General features: G+C 56.3%; 14 protein-coding genes and 1 tRNA gene. 9 read left to right on the forward strand and 6 right to left on the reverse strand.

Annotation, left to right across the window (positions count from 1 at the left end; genetic code table 11):
• Window positions 1-58: 58 nt before the first annotated feature.
• Window positions 59-1,492 carry a mannose-1-phosphate guanylyltransferase/mannose-6-phosphate isomerase gene (locus BAR1_RS16730; protein ID WP_118944084.1) on the forward strand — a complete coding sequence of 478 codons (1,434 nt, stop codon included), beginning with the start codon at window positions 59-61 and terminating at the stop codon, window positions 1,490-1,492.
• Here the strand turns inward: BAR1_RS16730 and BAR1_RS16735 are convergent, their stop codons facing one another.
• Window positions 1,493-2,266, reverse strand: coding sequence for an MBL fold metallo-hydrolase (locus BAR1_RS16735; RefSeq protein WP_118944085.1), 774 nt, complete (start codon window positions 2,264-2,266; stop codon window positions 1,493-1,495).
• A 90-nt stretch (window positions 2,267-2,356) separates the two neighbouring features.
• Here BAR1_RS16735 and BAR1_RS16740 point away from each other — a divergent pair, with 90 nt between their 5' ends.
• Window positions 2,357-3,499, forward strand: a complete 1,143-nt coding sequence (locus tag BAR1_RS16740; protein ID WP_118944086.1) for a GNAT family N-acetyltransferase — start codon at window positions 2,357-2,359, stop codon at window positions 3,497-3,499.
• Between the two features lie 4 nt (window positions 3,500-3,503).
• Here the strand turns inward: BAR1_RS16740 and BAR1_RS16745 are convergent, their stop codons facing one another.
• Window positions 3,504-3,968, reverse strand: coding sequence for an SH3 domain-containing protein (locus BAR1_RS16745; protein ID WP_118944087.1), 465 nt, complete (start codon window positions 3,966-3,968; stop codon window positions 3,504-3,506).
• Window positions 3,969-4,147: 179 nt separating this feature from the next.
• Here BAR1_RS16745 and BAR1_RS16750 point away from each other — a divergent pair, with 179 nt between their 5' ends.
• Window positions 4,148-6,475: a DNA topoisomerase IV subunit A gene (locus BAR1_RS16750; protein WP_118944542.1), complete on the forward strand. Its 2,328-nt coding sequence runs from the start codon at window positions 4,148-4,150 to the stop codon at window positions 6,473-6,475.
• Window positions 6,476-6,864: 389 nt separating this feature from the next.
• Window positions 6,865-7,395, forward strand: coding sequence for a hypothetical protein (locus tag BAR1_RS16755; protein ID WP_162891823.1), 531 nt, complete (start codon window positions 6,865-6,867; stop codon window positions 7,393-7,395).
• Between the two features lie 156 nt (window positions 7,396-7,551).
• Here BAR1_RS16755 and BAR1_RS16760 read toward each other — a convergent pair whose 3' ends face one another.
• Window positions 7,552-8,913 (reverse strand): cytochrome P450, encoded by a 1,362-nt coding sequence (locus BAR1_RS16760; RefSeq protein WP_228408604.1) that lies wholly within the window; start codon window positions 8,911-8,913, stop codon window positions 7,552-7,554.
• Between the two features lie 102 nt (window positions 8,914-9,015).
• Here BAR1_RS16760 and BAR1_RS16765 point away from each other — a divergent pair, with 102 nt between their 5' ends.
• The 3 genes from BAR1_RS16765 to BAR1_RS16775 all read left to right on the forward strand — a co-directional run bounded on the left by BAR1_RS16765 (window position 9,016) and on the right by BAR1_RS16775 (window position 12,208).
• Window positions 9,016-9,618 (forward strand): hypothetical protein, encoded by a 603-nt coding sequence (locus tag BAR1_RS16765; protein WP_118944089.1) that lies wholly within the window; start codon window positions 9,016-9,018, stop codon window positions 9,616-9,618.
• A gap of 156 nt (window positions 9,619-9,774) precedes the next feature.
• Window positions 9,775-10,950 (forward strand): elongation factor Tu, encoded by a 1,176-nt coding sequence (tuf, locus tag BAR1_RS16770; RefSeq protein ID WP_118941211.1) that lies wholly within the window; start codon window positions 9,775-9,777, stop codon window positions 10,948-10,950.
• Between the two features lie 109 nt (window positions 10,951-11,059).
• On the forward strand, window positions 11,060-12,208 hold the full coding sequence (locus BAR1_RS16775; RefSeq protein ID WP_162891824.1) for a hypothetical protein: 1,149 nt from the start codon (window positions 11,060-11,062) through the stop codon (window positions 12,206-12,208).
• 45 nt (window positions 12,209-12,253) lie between these two features.
• Here BAR1_RS16775 and BAR1_RS16780 read toward each other — a convergent pair whose 3' ends face one another.
• Window positions 12,254-12,448: a lipoprotein gene (locus BAR1_RS16780; RefSeq protein WP_118944091.1), complete on the reverse strand. Its 195-nt coding sequence runs from the start codon at window positions 12,446-12,448 to the stop codon at window positions 12,254-12,256.
• Window positions 12,445-13,203, reverse strand: coding sequence for a DUF6502 family protein (locus BAR1_RS16785; protein ID WP_118944092.1), 759 nt, complete (start codon window positions 13,201-13,203; stop codon window positions 12,445-12,447). Before BAR1_RS16785 ends, BAR1_RS16780 begins: the two co-directional genes overlap by 4 nt.
• A 199-nt stretch (window positions 13,204-13,402) precedes the next feature.
• Between BAR1_RS16785 and BAR1_RS16790 the strand changes: the two genes are divergently transcribed.
• Entirely contained in the window at window positions 13,403-14,614 is a 1,212-nt protein-coding gene (locus tag BAR1_RS16790) for a vWA domain-containing protein (RefSeq protein WP_162891825.1), read from the forward strand.
• 79 nt (window positions 14,615-14,693) lie between these two features.
• On the opposite strand, the gene BAR1_RS16795 is transcribed toward BAR1_RS16790, so the two are convergent.
• Entirely contained in the window at window positions 14,694-14,942 is a 249-nt protein-coding gene (locus BAR1_RS16795) for a hypothetical protein (protein WP_118944094.1), read from the reverse strand.
• Window positions 14,943-15,401: 459 nt separating this feature from the next.
• Between BAR1_RS16795 and BAR1_RS16800 the strand changes: the two genes are divergently transcribed.
• Window positions 15,402-15,477, forward strand: a tRNA-Trp gene (locus tag BAR1_RS16800).
• Window positions 15,478-15,511 lie beyond the last annotated feature (34 nt).

Genomic DNA, 15,511 nt, shown 5'->3' on the forward strand with positions numbered 1-15,511 from the left:
TTGTTAATCAGTTTACCATTTATAGTTGATTAACCCTTAATCAACCAAGAGTCCCGCCATGCCCCAACCAGCGATACACCCCGTTATCCTGTGCGGTGGCAATGGCACGCGGCTGTGGCCGCTTTCACGCAAAAGCTATCCCAAACAGTTTGCCCGTTTGATGGGCGAGGAAAGCCTGTTCCAATCCACCCTCCGGCGGGTGGCGGCGCAGGATTATGCCTTGCCCATGATTGTGACCGGCGCGCCGGTGCGGTTCATTGTGGCGGAACAACTGGCTGCCATCCAAATGGCGGCGCAGGATGTGTTGATCGAACCTGCGGGGCGCAACACGGCACCGGCGGTTCTGGCCGCGGCGTTGCGGTTGGCGAAGCGGGATGCAAACGCGCTGATGCTGGTGCTGCCCTCGGACCATATGATCCCCGATGCAGAGGCATTCCGGCAGGCGGTTGAAGCGGCTATGCCGCGCGCATTGGCCGGAGATCTGGTGACATTCGGCATTGCGCCAACGCGGGCGGAAACGGGATACGGCTGGCTGGAGCTGGCGGCAGGTGGCAAGGCGAACGGGGATCAACCGCAAGCCTTGGCGCGGTTTATTGAAAAGCCTGATCTGGCGCGGGCAAAACAGATGCTGGCCGACGGGAATTTCCTGTGGAACGCGGGGATTTTCCTGTTCACCGCCAAGGCCATTCTGGCCGCCTATCGCACCCACGCGCCGCAGATGCTAGACTATGTTCAGGATGCGGTGGTCAAGGCACAGAAGGCAGCAGGGTTTACCACTCTGGCCGAAGACCCATGGAGCAAGGTCGAGGATGTCTCGATCGACTATGCGATCATGGAGCGGGCCGGCAATCTGGCAGTGATGCCCTATTCCGGCGGCTGGTCCGATCTGGGCGGCTGGAACGCGGTCTGGCAAGAAAGCGGGCCGGACGGGGCGGGGAATGTCACCTCGGACCGCGCCACGGCGATTGATTGTCACGATACCTTGCTGCGCTCGGAAACCGGCGGGGTGGAACTGGTCGGGATCGGGCTGGACGATTTTGTCGTGGTCGCGATGAATGACGCGGTGCTGGTGGCACGCAAATCCGACAGCCAACGGGTGAAAGAAGCGGTTACCATACTGCAAGCGCAGGCAACGAAACAGGCGCGGGATTTTACTGGCGATGTGCGGCCGTGGGGGCGGTTTGACAGCCTGAAGCGGGGCAAGCGGTATCAGGTGAAACAGATCGTGGTGAACCCCGGCGCATCCCTTAGTCTGCAAAGCCACCGGCACCGCGCGGAACACTGGATCGTGGTAGAGGGCACCGCGCGGGTAACGGTAGGTGGCAGGGTGCGGCGGGTGCGTGAAAACGGGGCCGTTTATATCCCGCAGGGCGCGCAGCACCGGTTGGAAAACCCCGGCAAACAGCCGCTGGTTTTGATCGAGGTGCAGACCGGTGGCTATCTGGAGGAAGACGACATTGTGCGTTATAGCGATGTCTACGAGCGGGTTTAGCTACAGTTCGATCACATCCCCCGCAGCATATTTGCGCGAACCGAATTCATTGTGAAACGCCACCAGCGCGGGGAAATCGACGCAGTGCATCGGCAACAGAACCTCGGGCGCTTCGGCTTTGAAATATGCGATGGTTTCATCCAGCGGCGGGTTGTCCTCGGCCAGCAGGTGAAAGCCGCCGATCACGGCATAGAGCGGCTGGCCGGTGACCTGTTTGGCATAGTCGCAGATGTTGCAGATACCGGCGTGGGAACAGCCCGTCACCACCACCGCGCCCTTATCGGTGCGAAAGGCCAGCGCGGTGTCGTCGGGCATGGAGTCGCCATCAAATTCACCGGCCTCGAAATCATTGCTGCGCGGGATTTCACCCAGAAAGAATGCCCCTTTGGTAAACTCGGTGGCGCCCTTGGCTGGCACTACGTCGAAATCCTGCGTCAGGATACGGTGAATTTCACGATACCCCTTGGCAAAGCTTTTGCTTTTCGGGTTGGCCAGTTCCTTTAACACCCGCGGGTGCATCAGGATTTTCTTGCGCCCCGTAAACCCGTGATGGCGCAAACCGCCGGTGTGGTCATTATGGAAATGCGAAAGCGCCACGAAATCGGCACTGTCCAGATCAACCCCCGCCCGTGCCGCATTATGGCGGTAGACATCGGAAAATCCGGTATCGAACAGGATCTTCTGCCCGCCATATTCGATAAACGCCGAAAAGCCCCATTCGGCCAGCCAGTGCATATCGCAGACTTCGTTTTCGCAAAGCAGGGTGATTTTCATCTGATTGGCCTCCTGTCCCTCTACATCGCAAACCTGCCGCCGGAAAACCAGCCCCTTGACCCGACGGATGGATGCGCCACAGTTAACCCTATGCCCGAACAAATCGAAATCCGCATCCTGAACAGCCTTGCCGACATTCCCGCCGATGACTGGGATGCCTGCGCGGGGGCGGATGATCCGTTCACCAGCTACCGTTTTCTGCGAGCGCTGGAGGACAGCGGATCGGTGGGTGCGGGCACCGGTTGGCAACCGCGCCACCTGACCGCCTATCTGGGCGGTGAATTGATCGCAGCGGCGCCCTGCTATGCGAAATCCCACAGTCAGGGCGAATATGTGTTCGATCACAGCTGGGCCGACGCCTATATGCGGGCAGGCGGGCGGTATTATCCGAAACTGCAAATTGCGGTGCCGTTTTCGCCGGTGACAGGACGACGGCTGTTGGTGCGCGACGGTTTTTCAGAGATGGGACAAGCGGCACTGATACAGGGGGCGGTGCAGCTGGCGGCGGAAAACGGGCTTTCCTCGCTGCACATCACCTTCTGCACCCAAGCCGAGGCCGAAGCGGGCAAGGCGATGGGGCTGATGCACCGGACCGGTTCGCAGTTTCACTGGGTCAATGACAGCTACGGCAGCTTTGACGATTTCCTTGCCTCGCTGTCATCGCGCAAACGCAAGAACATCCGGCGCGAACGGCGGCAGGCACAGGATTTTGGCGGTTCTATCCATATGCTGACGGGGGACCGGATCACGCCCGATCACATGGCCGCCTTTTGGGATTTCTATCAGGACACCGGTGCGCGCAAATGGGGCACGCCCTATCTGACCCGCGCGTTTTTCGATATCGCCCTTGAAACCCTGCGCGACGACATCCTGCTGGTGATGGCCGAACGCAACGGGCGCTGGGTGGCCGGCGCATTGAATTTCATTGGGGCCGATACCCTGTATGGCCGTTACTGGGGCTGCACCGAGCACCACCCCGCCCTGCATTTCGAACTGTGCTATTATCGCGCCATTGATTTCGCGATTGCACAGGGGCTGGCGCGGGTCGAGGCCGGCGCGCAGGGCGAACACAAACTGGCGCGGGGTTACCTGCCGGTCGCCACCCATTCGCTACACTGGATCGCGGACGAGGGATTCCGTGCCGCTGTGGCACAGTTTCTGGACCACGAACGCGAAGCCGTGGACGAGGATATCGAGATAATGACCTCTTATGGTCCGTTCAAACGGGGGTAGCTATCTACCCCAGCGGATCAACATCCGTCATGAACCGTTTTGCGATATAGCCTTCAACACCGTCACCTTCGATGCGGATTTTCACCCAATCAGCGTTAGGGTCGGAAATGATCTCGGCAGCATCGCCATACAGAACCTTGCCCAGAACGGTGTAATTGGTCGAAGGCCCTTCGCGAACATTCACGCGTGATCCGGTAACATACCAGATGATGCGCTCGGGTTCCGGTGCGGGGGTGGCTTCTGCTTCGACTTCGGCCATAACCTCGGCCACGGCTTCGGCAACAACCGGTTCCGCTGTGGGTTCCGGCGAAGCCACAGGCGTCATAACCGCGACCGGTGTGATCATGGCAACAGGCGTGACTTCTGGCGCGGGCGCCGCTACGGGCTGATCCGCGGCCACCACAACGGGTGCGGTTTCAGGTGTGACTTCGGTAAAAACCGGTTCGTCAAATTCAGGCGCAAAGGCCATAACGGCCCATATAGAGCCGCCTAAAAATAAAGTTAAGCGTATCATTTTTCCACCCCAAGGGCTGGCAGGCCCCGAAAACTTGTTACTTGTGCGACTCACTTTCTACAGGATTCGGGACCATCGCGTAAAGTTACCATTGTTTCTTGTCCTTGACCTGTGGCGCGGTTATCACGGGCGGTATGAGTGACACGAGTTCAGACAACAAAGAAAAAACAGGCGAAATCACCGAACCTTTGCGCCACGCGCTGGGTGACCGGTATCTAACCTATGCCCTGTCCACTATTATGCACCGCGCGCTGCCGGATGCCCGCGACGGGTTGAAACCTGTGCATAGGCGTATCCTGTATGCCATGAGCCGTTTGAAATTGAATTCTACGGGCGGATTTTTAAAATCTGCCAAGATTAGCGGCGATACCATGGGGGATTTTCACCCACATGGGGATATGGCGATTTACGATGCCATGGCGCGGCTGGCACAGGATTTTAACGTGCGTTACCCGATGGTGGACGGCCAAGGGAATTTTGGCAATATCGATGGCGATAACCCAGCCGCCAGCCGCTATACAGAAGCACGGATGACCGATATCGCCGAGGCAATGTTGGAAGGGCTAAGTGAAAATGCTGTGGATTTTCGCGATAATTATGATGGTCGCCTGACTGAACCCGTTGTGTTACCGGCCACATTCCCGAACCTTCTGGCCAATGGTTCCAGCGGCATTGCTGTGGGCATGGCCACAAACATCCCGCCACATAATATCGAGGAATTGTGCAACGCCTGTCTGCACATGATCAAGGCCCCGAATGTGCGCGACGAAACCCTGCTGGACTACATCCCCGGCCCCGATTTCCCCACCGGCGGCACGATCGTCGAGCCAAAGGAAAATATCCTGGAGGCCTATCGCACCGGTCGCGGGTCGTTCCGGCTGCGCAGCAATTATGTGGTCGAGGATCTGGGGCGCGGGCAGTGGCAAGTGGTTGTCACCGAAATTCCCTATCAGGTGCAGAAATCGAAACTGATCGAAAAGCTGGCCGAGCTGATCCAGCTTAAAAAACTGCCCATTCTGGCCGATGTGCGCGATGAAAGCGCCGATGATATCCGTCTGGTGCTGGAGCCACGCAGCAAGAATGTCGATCCCGATGTGATGATGGGAATGCTGTTCAAAACCTCCGATCTGGAAGTGCGTTTCAGCATGAATATGAACGTGCTGATTGACGGGCTGACCCCCAAGGTCTGTAGCCTGAAAGAGGTGCTACGCGCCTTTCTGGACCACCGCCGCGATGTTTTGCAACGGCGCAGCCAGCACCGGCTGGATAAAATCGACCACCGGCTGGAAGTGCTGGAAGGGTTCATCATTGCCTTCCTCAATCTGGACCGCGTGATCGACATTATCCGCTACGATGACGACCCGAAAAAGGCGCTGATGTTCGAGGACTGGTCACGCGACCACCCGCGCGCCACGTCGGAGAAGGATTACGTTTCCCCCTTTGCCGGTCGTGCGCCGATTGGCGAGGACGAGGAGCCATCCCTGACCGAAGTGCAGGCCGAAGCCATCCTGAATATGCGCCTGCGGTCCTTGCGACGGCTGGAGGAAATCGAACTGGTGCGCGAGCGTGACGAACTGATGATCGAACGCGCCGAGCTTGAGGATTTGCTGGAAGACGAGGGCCTGCAATGGGCAAAGATTTCCGAGCAGCTGCGCGAGACCCGCAAGAAATTCGGCAAGGATTACGAGGGCGGCGCACGGCGCACCCTGTTTGCCGAGGCCGGCGAGGTCGAGGACGTGCCGATCGAGGCAATGATCGAGCGCGAGCCGATCACCGTGGTTTGCTCGCAAATGGGCTGGATCAGGGCGATGTCGGGCCATATCGACCTGAACCGCGAGCTGAAATTCAAGGACGGCGACGGGCCGCGGTTTATTTTCCACGCCGAAACCACTGACCGCCTGCTGGTGTTTGGCAGCAACGGGCGGTTTTACACCTTGTCCGCCGCCAACCTGCCCGGCGGGCGCGGCATGGGTGAACCTCTGCGCCTGATGGTGGACCTGCCGAACGAGGCCGAGATCGTCGATCTGTTCATCCATAAACCGGGCCGCAAACTGCTGGTTGCCTCGAGTGCTGGCGACGGCTTTGTCGCCGCCGAGGACGATGTGCTGGCCCAGACCCGCACCGGCAAACAGGTGCTGAACGTGCGTGGCGACGTGCGGGCGCTGGTCTGTCGGGTGGTTCAGGGTGACCACATCGCGTGTGTTGGTGAAAATCGCAAGGTTCTGGTGTTCCCGATTGCCGAATTGCCCGAAATGGGACGCGGCAAGGGGGTTCGTTTGCAGAAATACAAGGACGGCGGGTTAAGTGACGCGACGACCTTTGATCTGGCGGAAGGGCTGTCATGGCTTGATCCGGCGGGGCGGACGCGGACCGAAACCGAACTGGCGGAATGGACCGGCAAACGGGCCAGCGCCGGTCGAATGGCCCCGCGCGGGTTCCCGCGGGATAACAAGTTTACTTAGGGTGAAACATCAGATGTGTATGTCTCGATGTAGGGCTAGTTCTGAAAATGGCGAACGGTCATTGATGTTAAGCGCAAATAAGGTCGGCTTTGAGCCCAAAATGCCAGATGTTGCGTGACGAGCCAAGGTCCGTAAACGTAGGAGAGGCAACACTGCTTTGGTTTTGAAGTGGATAACTAACCCTCTGACCGCGCGACTCCGATAGCTGGGCCAATAAGTCAAGTTAGCGCTCAGTTCTAAGAAAAGCTTTTGACTGCTTTCCGGACAACGATTTATGATTGCTTGAGCAGGACGGCTGAAACACGTTTTTGCTTTAGGTAATTACACAAAGGTTTGGTGATTAGATGTGGACGTTTTGGGGTAGCGGGTTCGGGTGGGGCAGCGGCGGTTTGTCTTTCGATGCTGCGTGGCATGAATTCTTACCGGATATGACCGGACCTAACCCTGATTTTGAAGTCGAGGAGGTACTCAAGCTGAAGTCCCTCAAACTTTCGATTAACTTCAGTGCTGGAGGCGAACAGGCGGCTCGCAATGAGGTAGAAGCACAGTATCGATTTTTGGGAAAGAGTCTGGATGAGAGTAAGCTGCCTAAGTTTCAATCCTTGGTCTATTTAATTGAAGACCGTATCAGTCTGTGTGTTTACCTTTCCGACAACGAACTAACCGAACTGGTGAACAACTTTAAAGCGTTCGGCGCCTTGTCTGGCCCAAAGCATTATTGGGGGCGTCTGCGGTCGCAGGTCATTGCGGGCTCTCTGTCGATCGGTGTTCAGCCAGAGGAAAAGCGTAGTTTCCTCGAAGGCAAGATTCCGGGGATAATACCATGGGATGCGCCAAGGATATCCTTCGTTTCGGGAACGGACCTTCCCGCGGCGTCAGATAAAGGCTCAACCCTCACGGCGATGCGTCAGCAGTTCTAAGTGCTTTAAGCCCCCCTTTTGTCACCAATTTAGGTGGATATTTCTGAACGGTTGGTTCTGGGAAGCAGCCATTGGCGCAAATGCGGCAAACGGCAGCAAAGTCCGCATCGCCGACATTCGATGCCTAGGCTTCTGCATACGACACGGTTGCGTATTTCAAAGCCGCTCGGTCAATAACCACACCCCGCCTTCGGGCCGTAATGTTAGGATCATCACCGGCTTCGGAACACGCCCCGCAACCGGAGTAAACCGGAACCGCGATAGCATTGTAGCCAGTATGATCACCGCCTCCTGTATTGCGAACCCCGCACCAATACACACCCGTGGACCGGCACCAAAGGGCAGGTAGGCAAAACGGTCAATCTGCGCAGGGTCGACAAAACGGTCGGGATCAAAGGCATCGGGGTTGTCCCACAGCAAATGATTGCGGTGCAGCGCATAGATCGGCAGCATCACGGTGTCCTTGGGCCGGATTTCGCGATCACACAACACATCCGCCGCTTGCGCTGTGCGCGATAGCATGGCGGCGGGGGGATACAGGCGCAGGGCTTCGTCGATGATCTGCCTGATGTAGGGCAGCGTGGGCAGGTCATCCACTGTTGCGGTGCGTCCGTTCAGAACTGATTGTGCCTCGTCCCTTGCGCGGTCCTGCACACGCTGATCAAAGGCGCAAAGGTATAGCGCCCAGGCCAGCGTCAGGGCCGTGGTTTCATGGCCCGCAACAATGAATGTCAGCAGGTTGTCACGCAATTCGGCGGTGTTCATCCGGCGTTTTGTGTCTGGGTCTTCGCCGGACAACAGCAGGTCCAGCAAATCTGGGATGTCGTGTTTGTCCGAATGTGCGCGGTTCTCGATTGCCCGGTCGGCCACCTGCTTCATCTGCCTTAACGCGCCCGAGGACATCAGCCGCGACGGGCGCGGCACCCACGAGGGCACACCCAGAATATCCAGCAGAGAAATCTTGGCGGTCTGGTCTATGTAGCTGTCAATCGCCTTGTGAATCGCCGCGCGGTCAAATCCTTCGTCACCGGAGAAGGTAACGTCGGAAATCACCTCGAAGGTGGTCATCGTCATTTCGTCAAACATATCGACAGCGCCACCTTGGGCCTTGTCCAGCCTATCGCAGGCGTGCTCGGCCGCAAGGCTCATCACGGGGGCCAGATTGCCGATATTGCGGGGCGAAAACGCAGGCGCGGCGGCGCGGCGTTGCCAATGCCAATGCGCCCCTTCGGCAATGAACAGGCTGTCCCCGATTGCCGGACGCAGGATGTTTTTGGTCACATCCGATTTCGGATAATTCCGCAGCCCGTCCTTCAGGATATGCCGCAGCGCATCCGGATCCATCACCATATGCCAGCGCTTGCCGGTTTTCCCCGAAACCATCGGCTGGCGGGTGGCAAGATCGGGCAGGATTTCCAGCACATTGCGGCGTGCGGCAGCAAGCGAACGGAAAATCCCCCAGGGTTCGGTCACCAATGGAACCTTGACGGGAATAGAGGGGGTAGATTGGGGCATCATAGCCACAAGTATAGTGTGATGCACGGGTTTGGCAATTCGCCAAGATTGCGCAACGCAGCTTGCTGATGTATCCCGAACAGGTTGCTGGAAGGGATTCTTTGAATGACGTTTGTTTCTACGATGCGAATTACTGTTTTGACATTTATTCTGGGTCTGCTGGCCGCCTGTGGCACACCGACCGGTGAAAAGGAACCGCCCCTGCCGATGGGGGATTTCCTGCTGGGCCATAATATTGTCATTGCCGATGATGCGCAGGCTGGCCCCTTGTCGCGCAAGGCCGATCCCGATGATTGGGAAGCCGCATTAAAAGAAGCCATCAATGACCGTCTGGGCGACTATAACGGAGATCACTATTTCCACATCGGTACACATGTAGATGCCTATGTTCTGGCGGTTCCCGGCGTGCCGATGGTGGCAACACCGAAATCCGTGCTGATCATCAGCGTAAATGTCTTTGACGACAGGACCGGCAAAAGGCTTACAGACAAACCCAAACAATTAACGGTGTTTGAACGGTCGGAAAAAAGCACCTTTATCATTGGTTCTGGAATACGGAATTCCAAAGCTGTGCAAATGCGCAACCTGTCGCGTAATGCAGCGCGTCTGATCCAGAGGTATTTGCTGGAAAACCCCGAATGGTTCGGCCTGCCCCCGCGCGTTGTGCGCGAAGTCGATGATCCGGCTGCGGCAGCCAGCAACAATTAGGGCGTCAGGATCAGCATGGCCCTGCCATCTGTGACCGAAAACAGCCGCCCCTTGCAAACCTGCAATCAGACACTTGATTTCAGGACACAAACTCAATAAATCCCCGCTTTATATGAACTGGGCCACCTGGCCCCCCAATTACGAGGCGCCAAACCCATGGCTAAGGAAAAGTTTGAACGTACGAAACCGCACGTTAACATCGGCACGATCGGCCACGTTGACCACGGCAAGACCACATTGACGGCAGCGATCACCAAATATTTTGGTGATTTCAAAGGCTACGACGAAATTGACGGCGCGCCCGAGGAAAAGGCACGCGGGATCACCATTTCGACTGCCCACGTTGAATATGAAACCGAGACACGCCACTATGCGCACGTCGACTGCCCCGGCCACGCCGACTATGTGAAGAACATGATCACCGGTGCGGCGCAGATGGATGGTGCCATTCTGGTTGTGAACGCAGCTGACGGCCCGATGCCCCAGACCCGCGAGCACATCCTGCTGGGCCGTCAGGTTGGCATCCCCTACATGGTTGTCTACATGAACAAGGTTGATCAGGTCGACGACGAAGAGCTGCTGGAACTGGTTGAAATGGAGATCCGCGAACTGCTGTCCTCCTATGACTACCCCGGCGACGACATCCCTGTGATCCCTGGTTCGGCTCTGGCCGCTCTGGAAGGTCGCGATCCTGAAATCGGCGAAGAATCCATCAAGAAGCTGATGGCGGCGATTGACGAATATATCCCGACACCTGAACGCGCTGTTGACCAGCCGTTCCTGATGCCGATCGAGGATGTGTTCTCGATTTCCGGTCGCGGGACTGTTGTGACCGGCCGTATCGAGCGTGGCGTGATCAACGTTGGCGACGAAATCGAAATCGTCGGCATCCGCGACACAAGCAAGACAACTTGTACCGGTGTTGAAATGTTCCGCAAGCTGCTGGACCGTGGCGAAGCGGGCGACAACGTGGGTGTTCTGCTGCGCGGGATCGACCGTGACGGTGTCGAGCGTGGCCAGATCCTGTGTAAGCCGGGTTCGGTTACACCGCACACCAAGTTCGAGGCCGAAGCCTATATCCTGACCAAGGACGAGGGTGGCCGTCACACGCCGTTCTTCGCGAACTACCGTCCGCAGTTCTACTTCCGCACCACGGACGTAACCGGCACGGTAACGCTGCCCGAGGGCACAGAAATGGTTATGCCCGGCGACAACCTGAAGTTCGAAGTTGAACTGATTGCGCCGATCGCCATGGAAGACGGCCTGCGCTTCGCGATCCGCGAAGGCGGCCGCACTGTGGGCGCCGGCGTTGTGTCCAAAATCATCGAGTAATCCAACGATACATAACACAATTAAAAGGCTGCCATTTTTGGTGGCCTTTTTTAATGCCTTAAATACATTTATGGTAGAAGATCATAGTATCGCTTAATTGGATCATTGCATGAATATTTCATATACTACTGCCTGGCGTATTTCGTATTTATCTATTTTGGCAATGATCATCACCCGAATGGCCCCACCGTTATCCTGGGCGCAAACACAGTTTCTATTTTCGTATGAAGCCGGATTTCAGCGACGCGCATTGCTGGGTGAATTACTGGTATGGATTTTCCCTCATGGTCTTACCGAGAAAAACACATATGTAATAGCCGCAGTCATAACACTTACCACTGTGGCTGTTTTGTTTTCCTATTTATCGTCAAGCTACTCTCGATTGGAAAATGGTGGCGTATTACTTGTATTGTTTTCTTTCTCTGCCGGGCTTGGAACCCTTATCGGAGACACAGGGTATCTGGATGGAATCCTGTTGATACTGGCGATATTATCATTGATCATTACGATGGATTCCGTGGCGCGTGTTGCTGTTGCATCGCTTGTTTGTATCGTCGGGGCGATGTTTCATGAAAACATGTTGCCCTTTTTTGTGCCGCTGGTGATGTTGAATATCTGGTTGCAAAATGACACCCGGCCAATGCTTCAAAGAACAATGCTTACCGCTCTTCCGCTGGTGGCAACGTCCATAGCGGTTGCACTGTTTTTTGCATATGGCACCCATTCATATGATGTTGCCGATAGTTTGCTTCGCCTGATGCAGTCCAGAAGTCTCGATTTCGATATTCGCATCGACACGCTGGAACCAATGATAGACTTTCCAGACGGGGTTGAACGGCATTTGGATTCGGTTTGGACAAAGTGGTATTATACCTTCCAGCTTGTGGTTTTCGGGGCTGCTGGCTTGGTGCTATTACTGGCGTTTTTCTGGATTCTTAATCGACCAATTGCGCATCGCCCAATTCTGGATCGCGCTTTTATTATATTGGCAATTATCAGCCCGATCAGCCTGTTGTTCGTTGCTTTTGATATTTCGAGATTTATCGCGATTGCATTGCTGAACGTATTCATTGCAATTGCCATATTGTCTCGTCTGGATCAGACGTTTCGGGAGAAATTACCCAAGGCAATAACGCCAACGGTTCTGATTGCCTTGATGGTACTTCAAAGCCACATTGCATTGCGGGATCTGAATGTTCGGGGTCATTACATAACCACTTTTCCGGGCGTGTTGATGCTGCAAAAGTCTTGGTTTTAGAGGCTATTACATGGCCTGCAACGGGATTATTGGCTAATTCAATGACTAGTCAACAACCTTGCAGCCCGTCCCGCCGATCCCGTCATCGGTATCAGTCGGGGTGCAATCCGATTTAAGGCTTCCGGCAACCGGTTCAACAGAAGCGGGTTCTTCGATAACAACGGCTTCTTCAACGGCTTCATAAGTTGTGCATGCTGTCAGGCCCAGTGCCAGCACGATCGCCCCAATAATCCGTTTCATGAATCACCCTCTGTCGTCCGGTAAAAATATCCGCCTGCCCTGAACCTATCCTTTGCATCACCGGATGACAATTTATTCATTGCCGCCGCTTTTCGCCCCAGTCGTTCCAGCAGTTCCATTTGCCCCGCGTCAAACTCGGCCTTCAGTTCGGCGACCTGTTCGGACGTTAGATGCGTGTAATGCACCGCGCGTTCAAAATGCGGTGGCTGGTGCCCCAACACATTGTCAGTCGCCGCATTCAGGTGATCACCGATATTATTCGCCAGATAGGTCAACTGGTCCTCGGACCCCGCCAGCGGCTGATACGAGGGTTGCATCAGGCGCACTGTCTGGTCGGCATCGTTAACCTCGATGGTTCCGGTTTCGACCAGCGTGTCCAGCATGGTGCGTGCATGGACATCACGGCGCACATTGCGCGCCAATGCCTCGAATGACGGCTCAGGGCCGTTTTTGGGCAGGTCCAGAGGTTTGCCATCCGGGGCATAGGTTGCCTCGGTCTGCCACAAGGCCACAAGACGCGACAGATGGGTGGGTTTGGACGGCTTGGGCCGGAAATCACGCAGGCGGGCGATGTCGCGGCGCTGAAGGCCGGTCAGCACAGACAGGCGGCTGTCGGTGACTTTGCCATTTGCCATCCACCGGGCTGCATTGATGTAATGCAGTTTCATCCGCTCGGCAAATTCTGGGAACAGGATACCCCGCGCAACGGTCAGGCGGGCAAAGGCGGCAAACAGGGGATCAAGCAGATTTATCATAATGTGTAATATACACATATTAATTGACACCGCAAGAGATTTACGTTATGTGCGTTTTACACATTAACGGAGAAGCCCGATGTTACATGCCCGATATCCATTACATTTCCCTCCGAAATGGCGCGCGTTATTGCGGCCAGCCGCCGGCATTTCAGCATTATTTCTAGCCGCCTGTAGCCCTGCAGTTTACGAAGAAGCAATGATAGCAGAACCGGTTGTTGTCGAGGATGCGGCCGGTGTTATCGTAGCCCCTTCCCCTGCACCTGCGGCGGCAAAGGTCGTAACGACCATGCCGCGTTACAAACCCGCCACACGAACCCCGCGCAGGGGCGTTATCACAGCCGGTGATATTGACGACACGCTGAACTATGGCGCCTTTCAACGCTATCTGGCCAAGGCCCGCCGCACCACCCACCTGCCCGCCGCCAACCTGTCAAAACCTGTTCTGGCGCAACTGGTAGGTTCAAATGGCAAACCCGCCCCCGGCGTGCGCATTACCCTGCGCAGACCAGGTGCGGCGGACCCGTTTTACAGCGGTTATTCCGGCGTGGATGGCAACATCACCGTGTTCCCGACTGTGCTGGGCGCAGGCCGATTGAATGCGGTCGAACTGCGGGCCTTCCCTGATGGGCAGGGGCAAGCATTTACCACGCGCATCACCACATCGGGCGGGCGCAAACATATCGCGCTGCCCTTTGCGGGTGAATGGAAGCCCGAATTCCTTGATCTGGCCTTTGTGGTGGATACCACCGGCAGCATGGGGGATGAACTGGAATGGCTGACCCGCGAGTTACGCGGTATCGTGGGGGCCGCCCGACGCAGTGCGCCCGGGGTTAGCATCCGCTATGGCCTGATCGTTTACCGCGACAATGGCGACGAATACGTTGTACGCAATTACGGTTTTACCAATCGCCAGTCGCAAATGGTGGCGTGGCTGCGCAAACAGCAGGCGAATGGTGGCGGGGACTACCCCGAGGCCGCCGCTACCGCGCTAATGGCCGGTGCATCGCTTGACTGGCGCCGCGGCAAAGGCGAACGGTTGATGTTCCACATCGCTGACGCCCCGCCCCATGACAGCGACGCCCGCACCTATCTGGCCGCAGCACAGCAAGCCGCCAGAAAAGGTGTGCAGATCTTCGGGCTGGGGGCCAGCGGTGTTGCGGCTGAATCCGAATACCTGATGCGTCAGGCGGCGGTTCAGACCAACGGGCGCTACCTGTTCCTGACCGATGACAGCGGGGTTGGGTATGGCCATGCGGAACCCACCATCTCATGTTACCGCGTCACCAAATTGCGAGACCTGATGGTACGGGTGTTGCGCAGCGAACTAAGCGGTCACCGGATCGAGGCACCGGCCAATGCCGTCATCCGCACCGTTGGCAGCTATCACAACGGCGTCTGCCAAAACTGATTCATTGCCGAACGAATCAAAGGCCGCACCATAACGGGGCGGCCTTTGGCGTTCGCAAGTGGTGGGTGGGTCGTTGCGGTTAATTCCAATACAGCCCGTTCGTGTCTTGCGTAACCAGTCCGGCCCGCAGGCGTTTGCTGCCTTCACTGTCATTGCTGTTGATAATATCCATCAGTTTTGAAAACTGGACATCGGACAGCATGTGAACATCTGCCAATGGCGCGTAGCGATTGATCAACGCCATTTCGGCATCGGTGGGCGCCATCGCAAAGGCAGATGAAGCAAGGGTCGTCAGGGCGATTGTTGCGGCAGTAAGGATGCGTTTCATATCGTGTTCCTTTTCATGGTTGGTGTCGGGTTAAACAGTTGGCCTGTTGATACATCCAAGCTAGGAACGTGCCTGTCATAAGGGAAATCACATCGCGGACACGCCGACTCACGGCAATTTGGACTTGAAACCTGAAATGGCGACTTGCGGGTCAAAACCGCTGCCGTATTGCGCAAACAAATCCCAACTGTTTCAAGGCGATACCGGCAAACACATAACCTCCGCTTTATGTTCCCACTATGTGAACCTTGCCATAATCGCGCTATGACACATTAAAGTGTCGTCACAGGGCTGTGTTGGCCCCGGCTTTTCACCTCACCCGATAATGAGCCATGCCAACCGCACAATGCCGCCCGCGTGAAATGCAGGCAAATTGGCGCCAGTGTCGGGATATTCCGATTCTTTACGCATAGCCCCTTGATTCCCCCCCATATGTGCCGTAATCCCTGCAACGGTCCTAGGGGTTTAGCTCAGTTGGTAGAGCATCGGTCTCCAAAACCGAGGGTCGTGGGTTCGAGTCCCTCAGCCCCTGCCAGGACCACTTTTTCAATTTGATGAATGGTAATACA

Source organism: Profundibacter amoris (assembly GCF_003544895.1).
In the GTDB taxonomy this organism is placed as follows: Bacteria; Pseudomonadota; Alphaproteobacteria; order Rhodobacterales; family Rhodobacteraceae; genus Profundibacter; species Profundibacter amoris.

What these genes read in the sequence shown, in the direction of transcription:
- BAR1_RS16760 (WP_228408604.1), bottom strand. Translation starts at nt 8,913, where the DNA reads ATGATGCCCCAATCTACCCCCTCTATTCCCGTCAAGGTTCCATTGGTG.
- BAR1_RS16765 (WP_118944089.1), top strand. Translation starts at nt 9,016, where the DNA reads ATGACGTTTGTTTCTACGATGCGAATTACTGTTTTGACATTTATTCTG.
- BAR1_RS16745 (WP_118944087.1), bottom strand. Translation starts at nt 3,968, where the DNA reads ATGGCCTTTGCGCCTGAATTTGACGAACCGGTTTTTACCGAAGTCACA.
- BAR1_RS16730 (WP_118944084.1), top strand. Translation starts at nt 59, where the DNA reads ATGCCCCAACCAGCGATACACCCCGTTATCCTGTGCGGTGGCAATGGC.
- BAR1_RS16750 (WP_118944542.1), top strand. Translation starts at nt 4,148, where the DNA reads ATGAGTGACACGAGTTCAGACAACAAAGAAAAAACAGGCGAAATCACC.
- BAR1_RS16775 (WP_162891824.1), top strand. Translation starts at nt 11,060, where the DNA reads ATGAATATTTCATATACTACTGCCTGGCGTATTTCGTATTTATCTATT.
- tuf (WP_118941211.1), top strand. Translation starts at nt 9,775, where the DNA reads ATGGCTAAGGAAAAGTTTGAACGTACGAAACCGCACGTTAACATCGGC.
- BAR1_RS16785 (WP_118944092.1), bottom strand. Translation starts at nt 13,203, where the DNA reads ATGATAAATCTGCTTGATCCCCTGTTTGCCGCCTTTGCCCGCCTGACC.
- BAR1_RS16790 (WP_162891825.1), top strand. Translation starts at nt 13,403, where the DNA reads ATGATAGCAGAACCGGTTGTTGTCGAGGATGCGGCCGGTGTTATCGTA.
- BAR1_RS16735 (WP_118944085.1), bottom strand. Translation starts at nt 2,266, where the DNA reads ATGAAAATCACCCTGCTTTGCGAAAACGAAGTCTGCGATATGCACTGG.
- BAR1_RS16740 (WP_118944086.1), top strand. Translation starts at nt 2,357, where the DNA reads ATGCCCGAACAAATCGAAATCCGCATCCTGAACAGCCTTGCCGACATT.
- BAR1_RS16795 (WP_118944094.1), bottom strand. Translation starts at nt 14,942, where the DNA reads ATGAAACGCATCCTTACTGCCGCAACAATCGCCCTGACGACCCTTGCT.
- BAR1_RS16780 (WP_118944091.1), bottom strand. Translation starts at nt 12,448, where the DNA reads ATGAAACGGATTATTGGGGCGATCGTGCTGGCACTGGGCCTGACAGCA.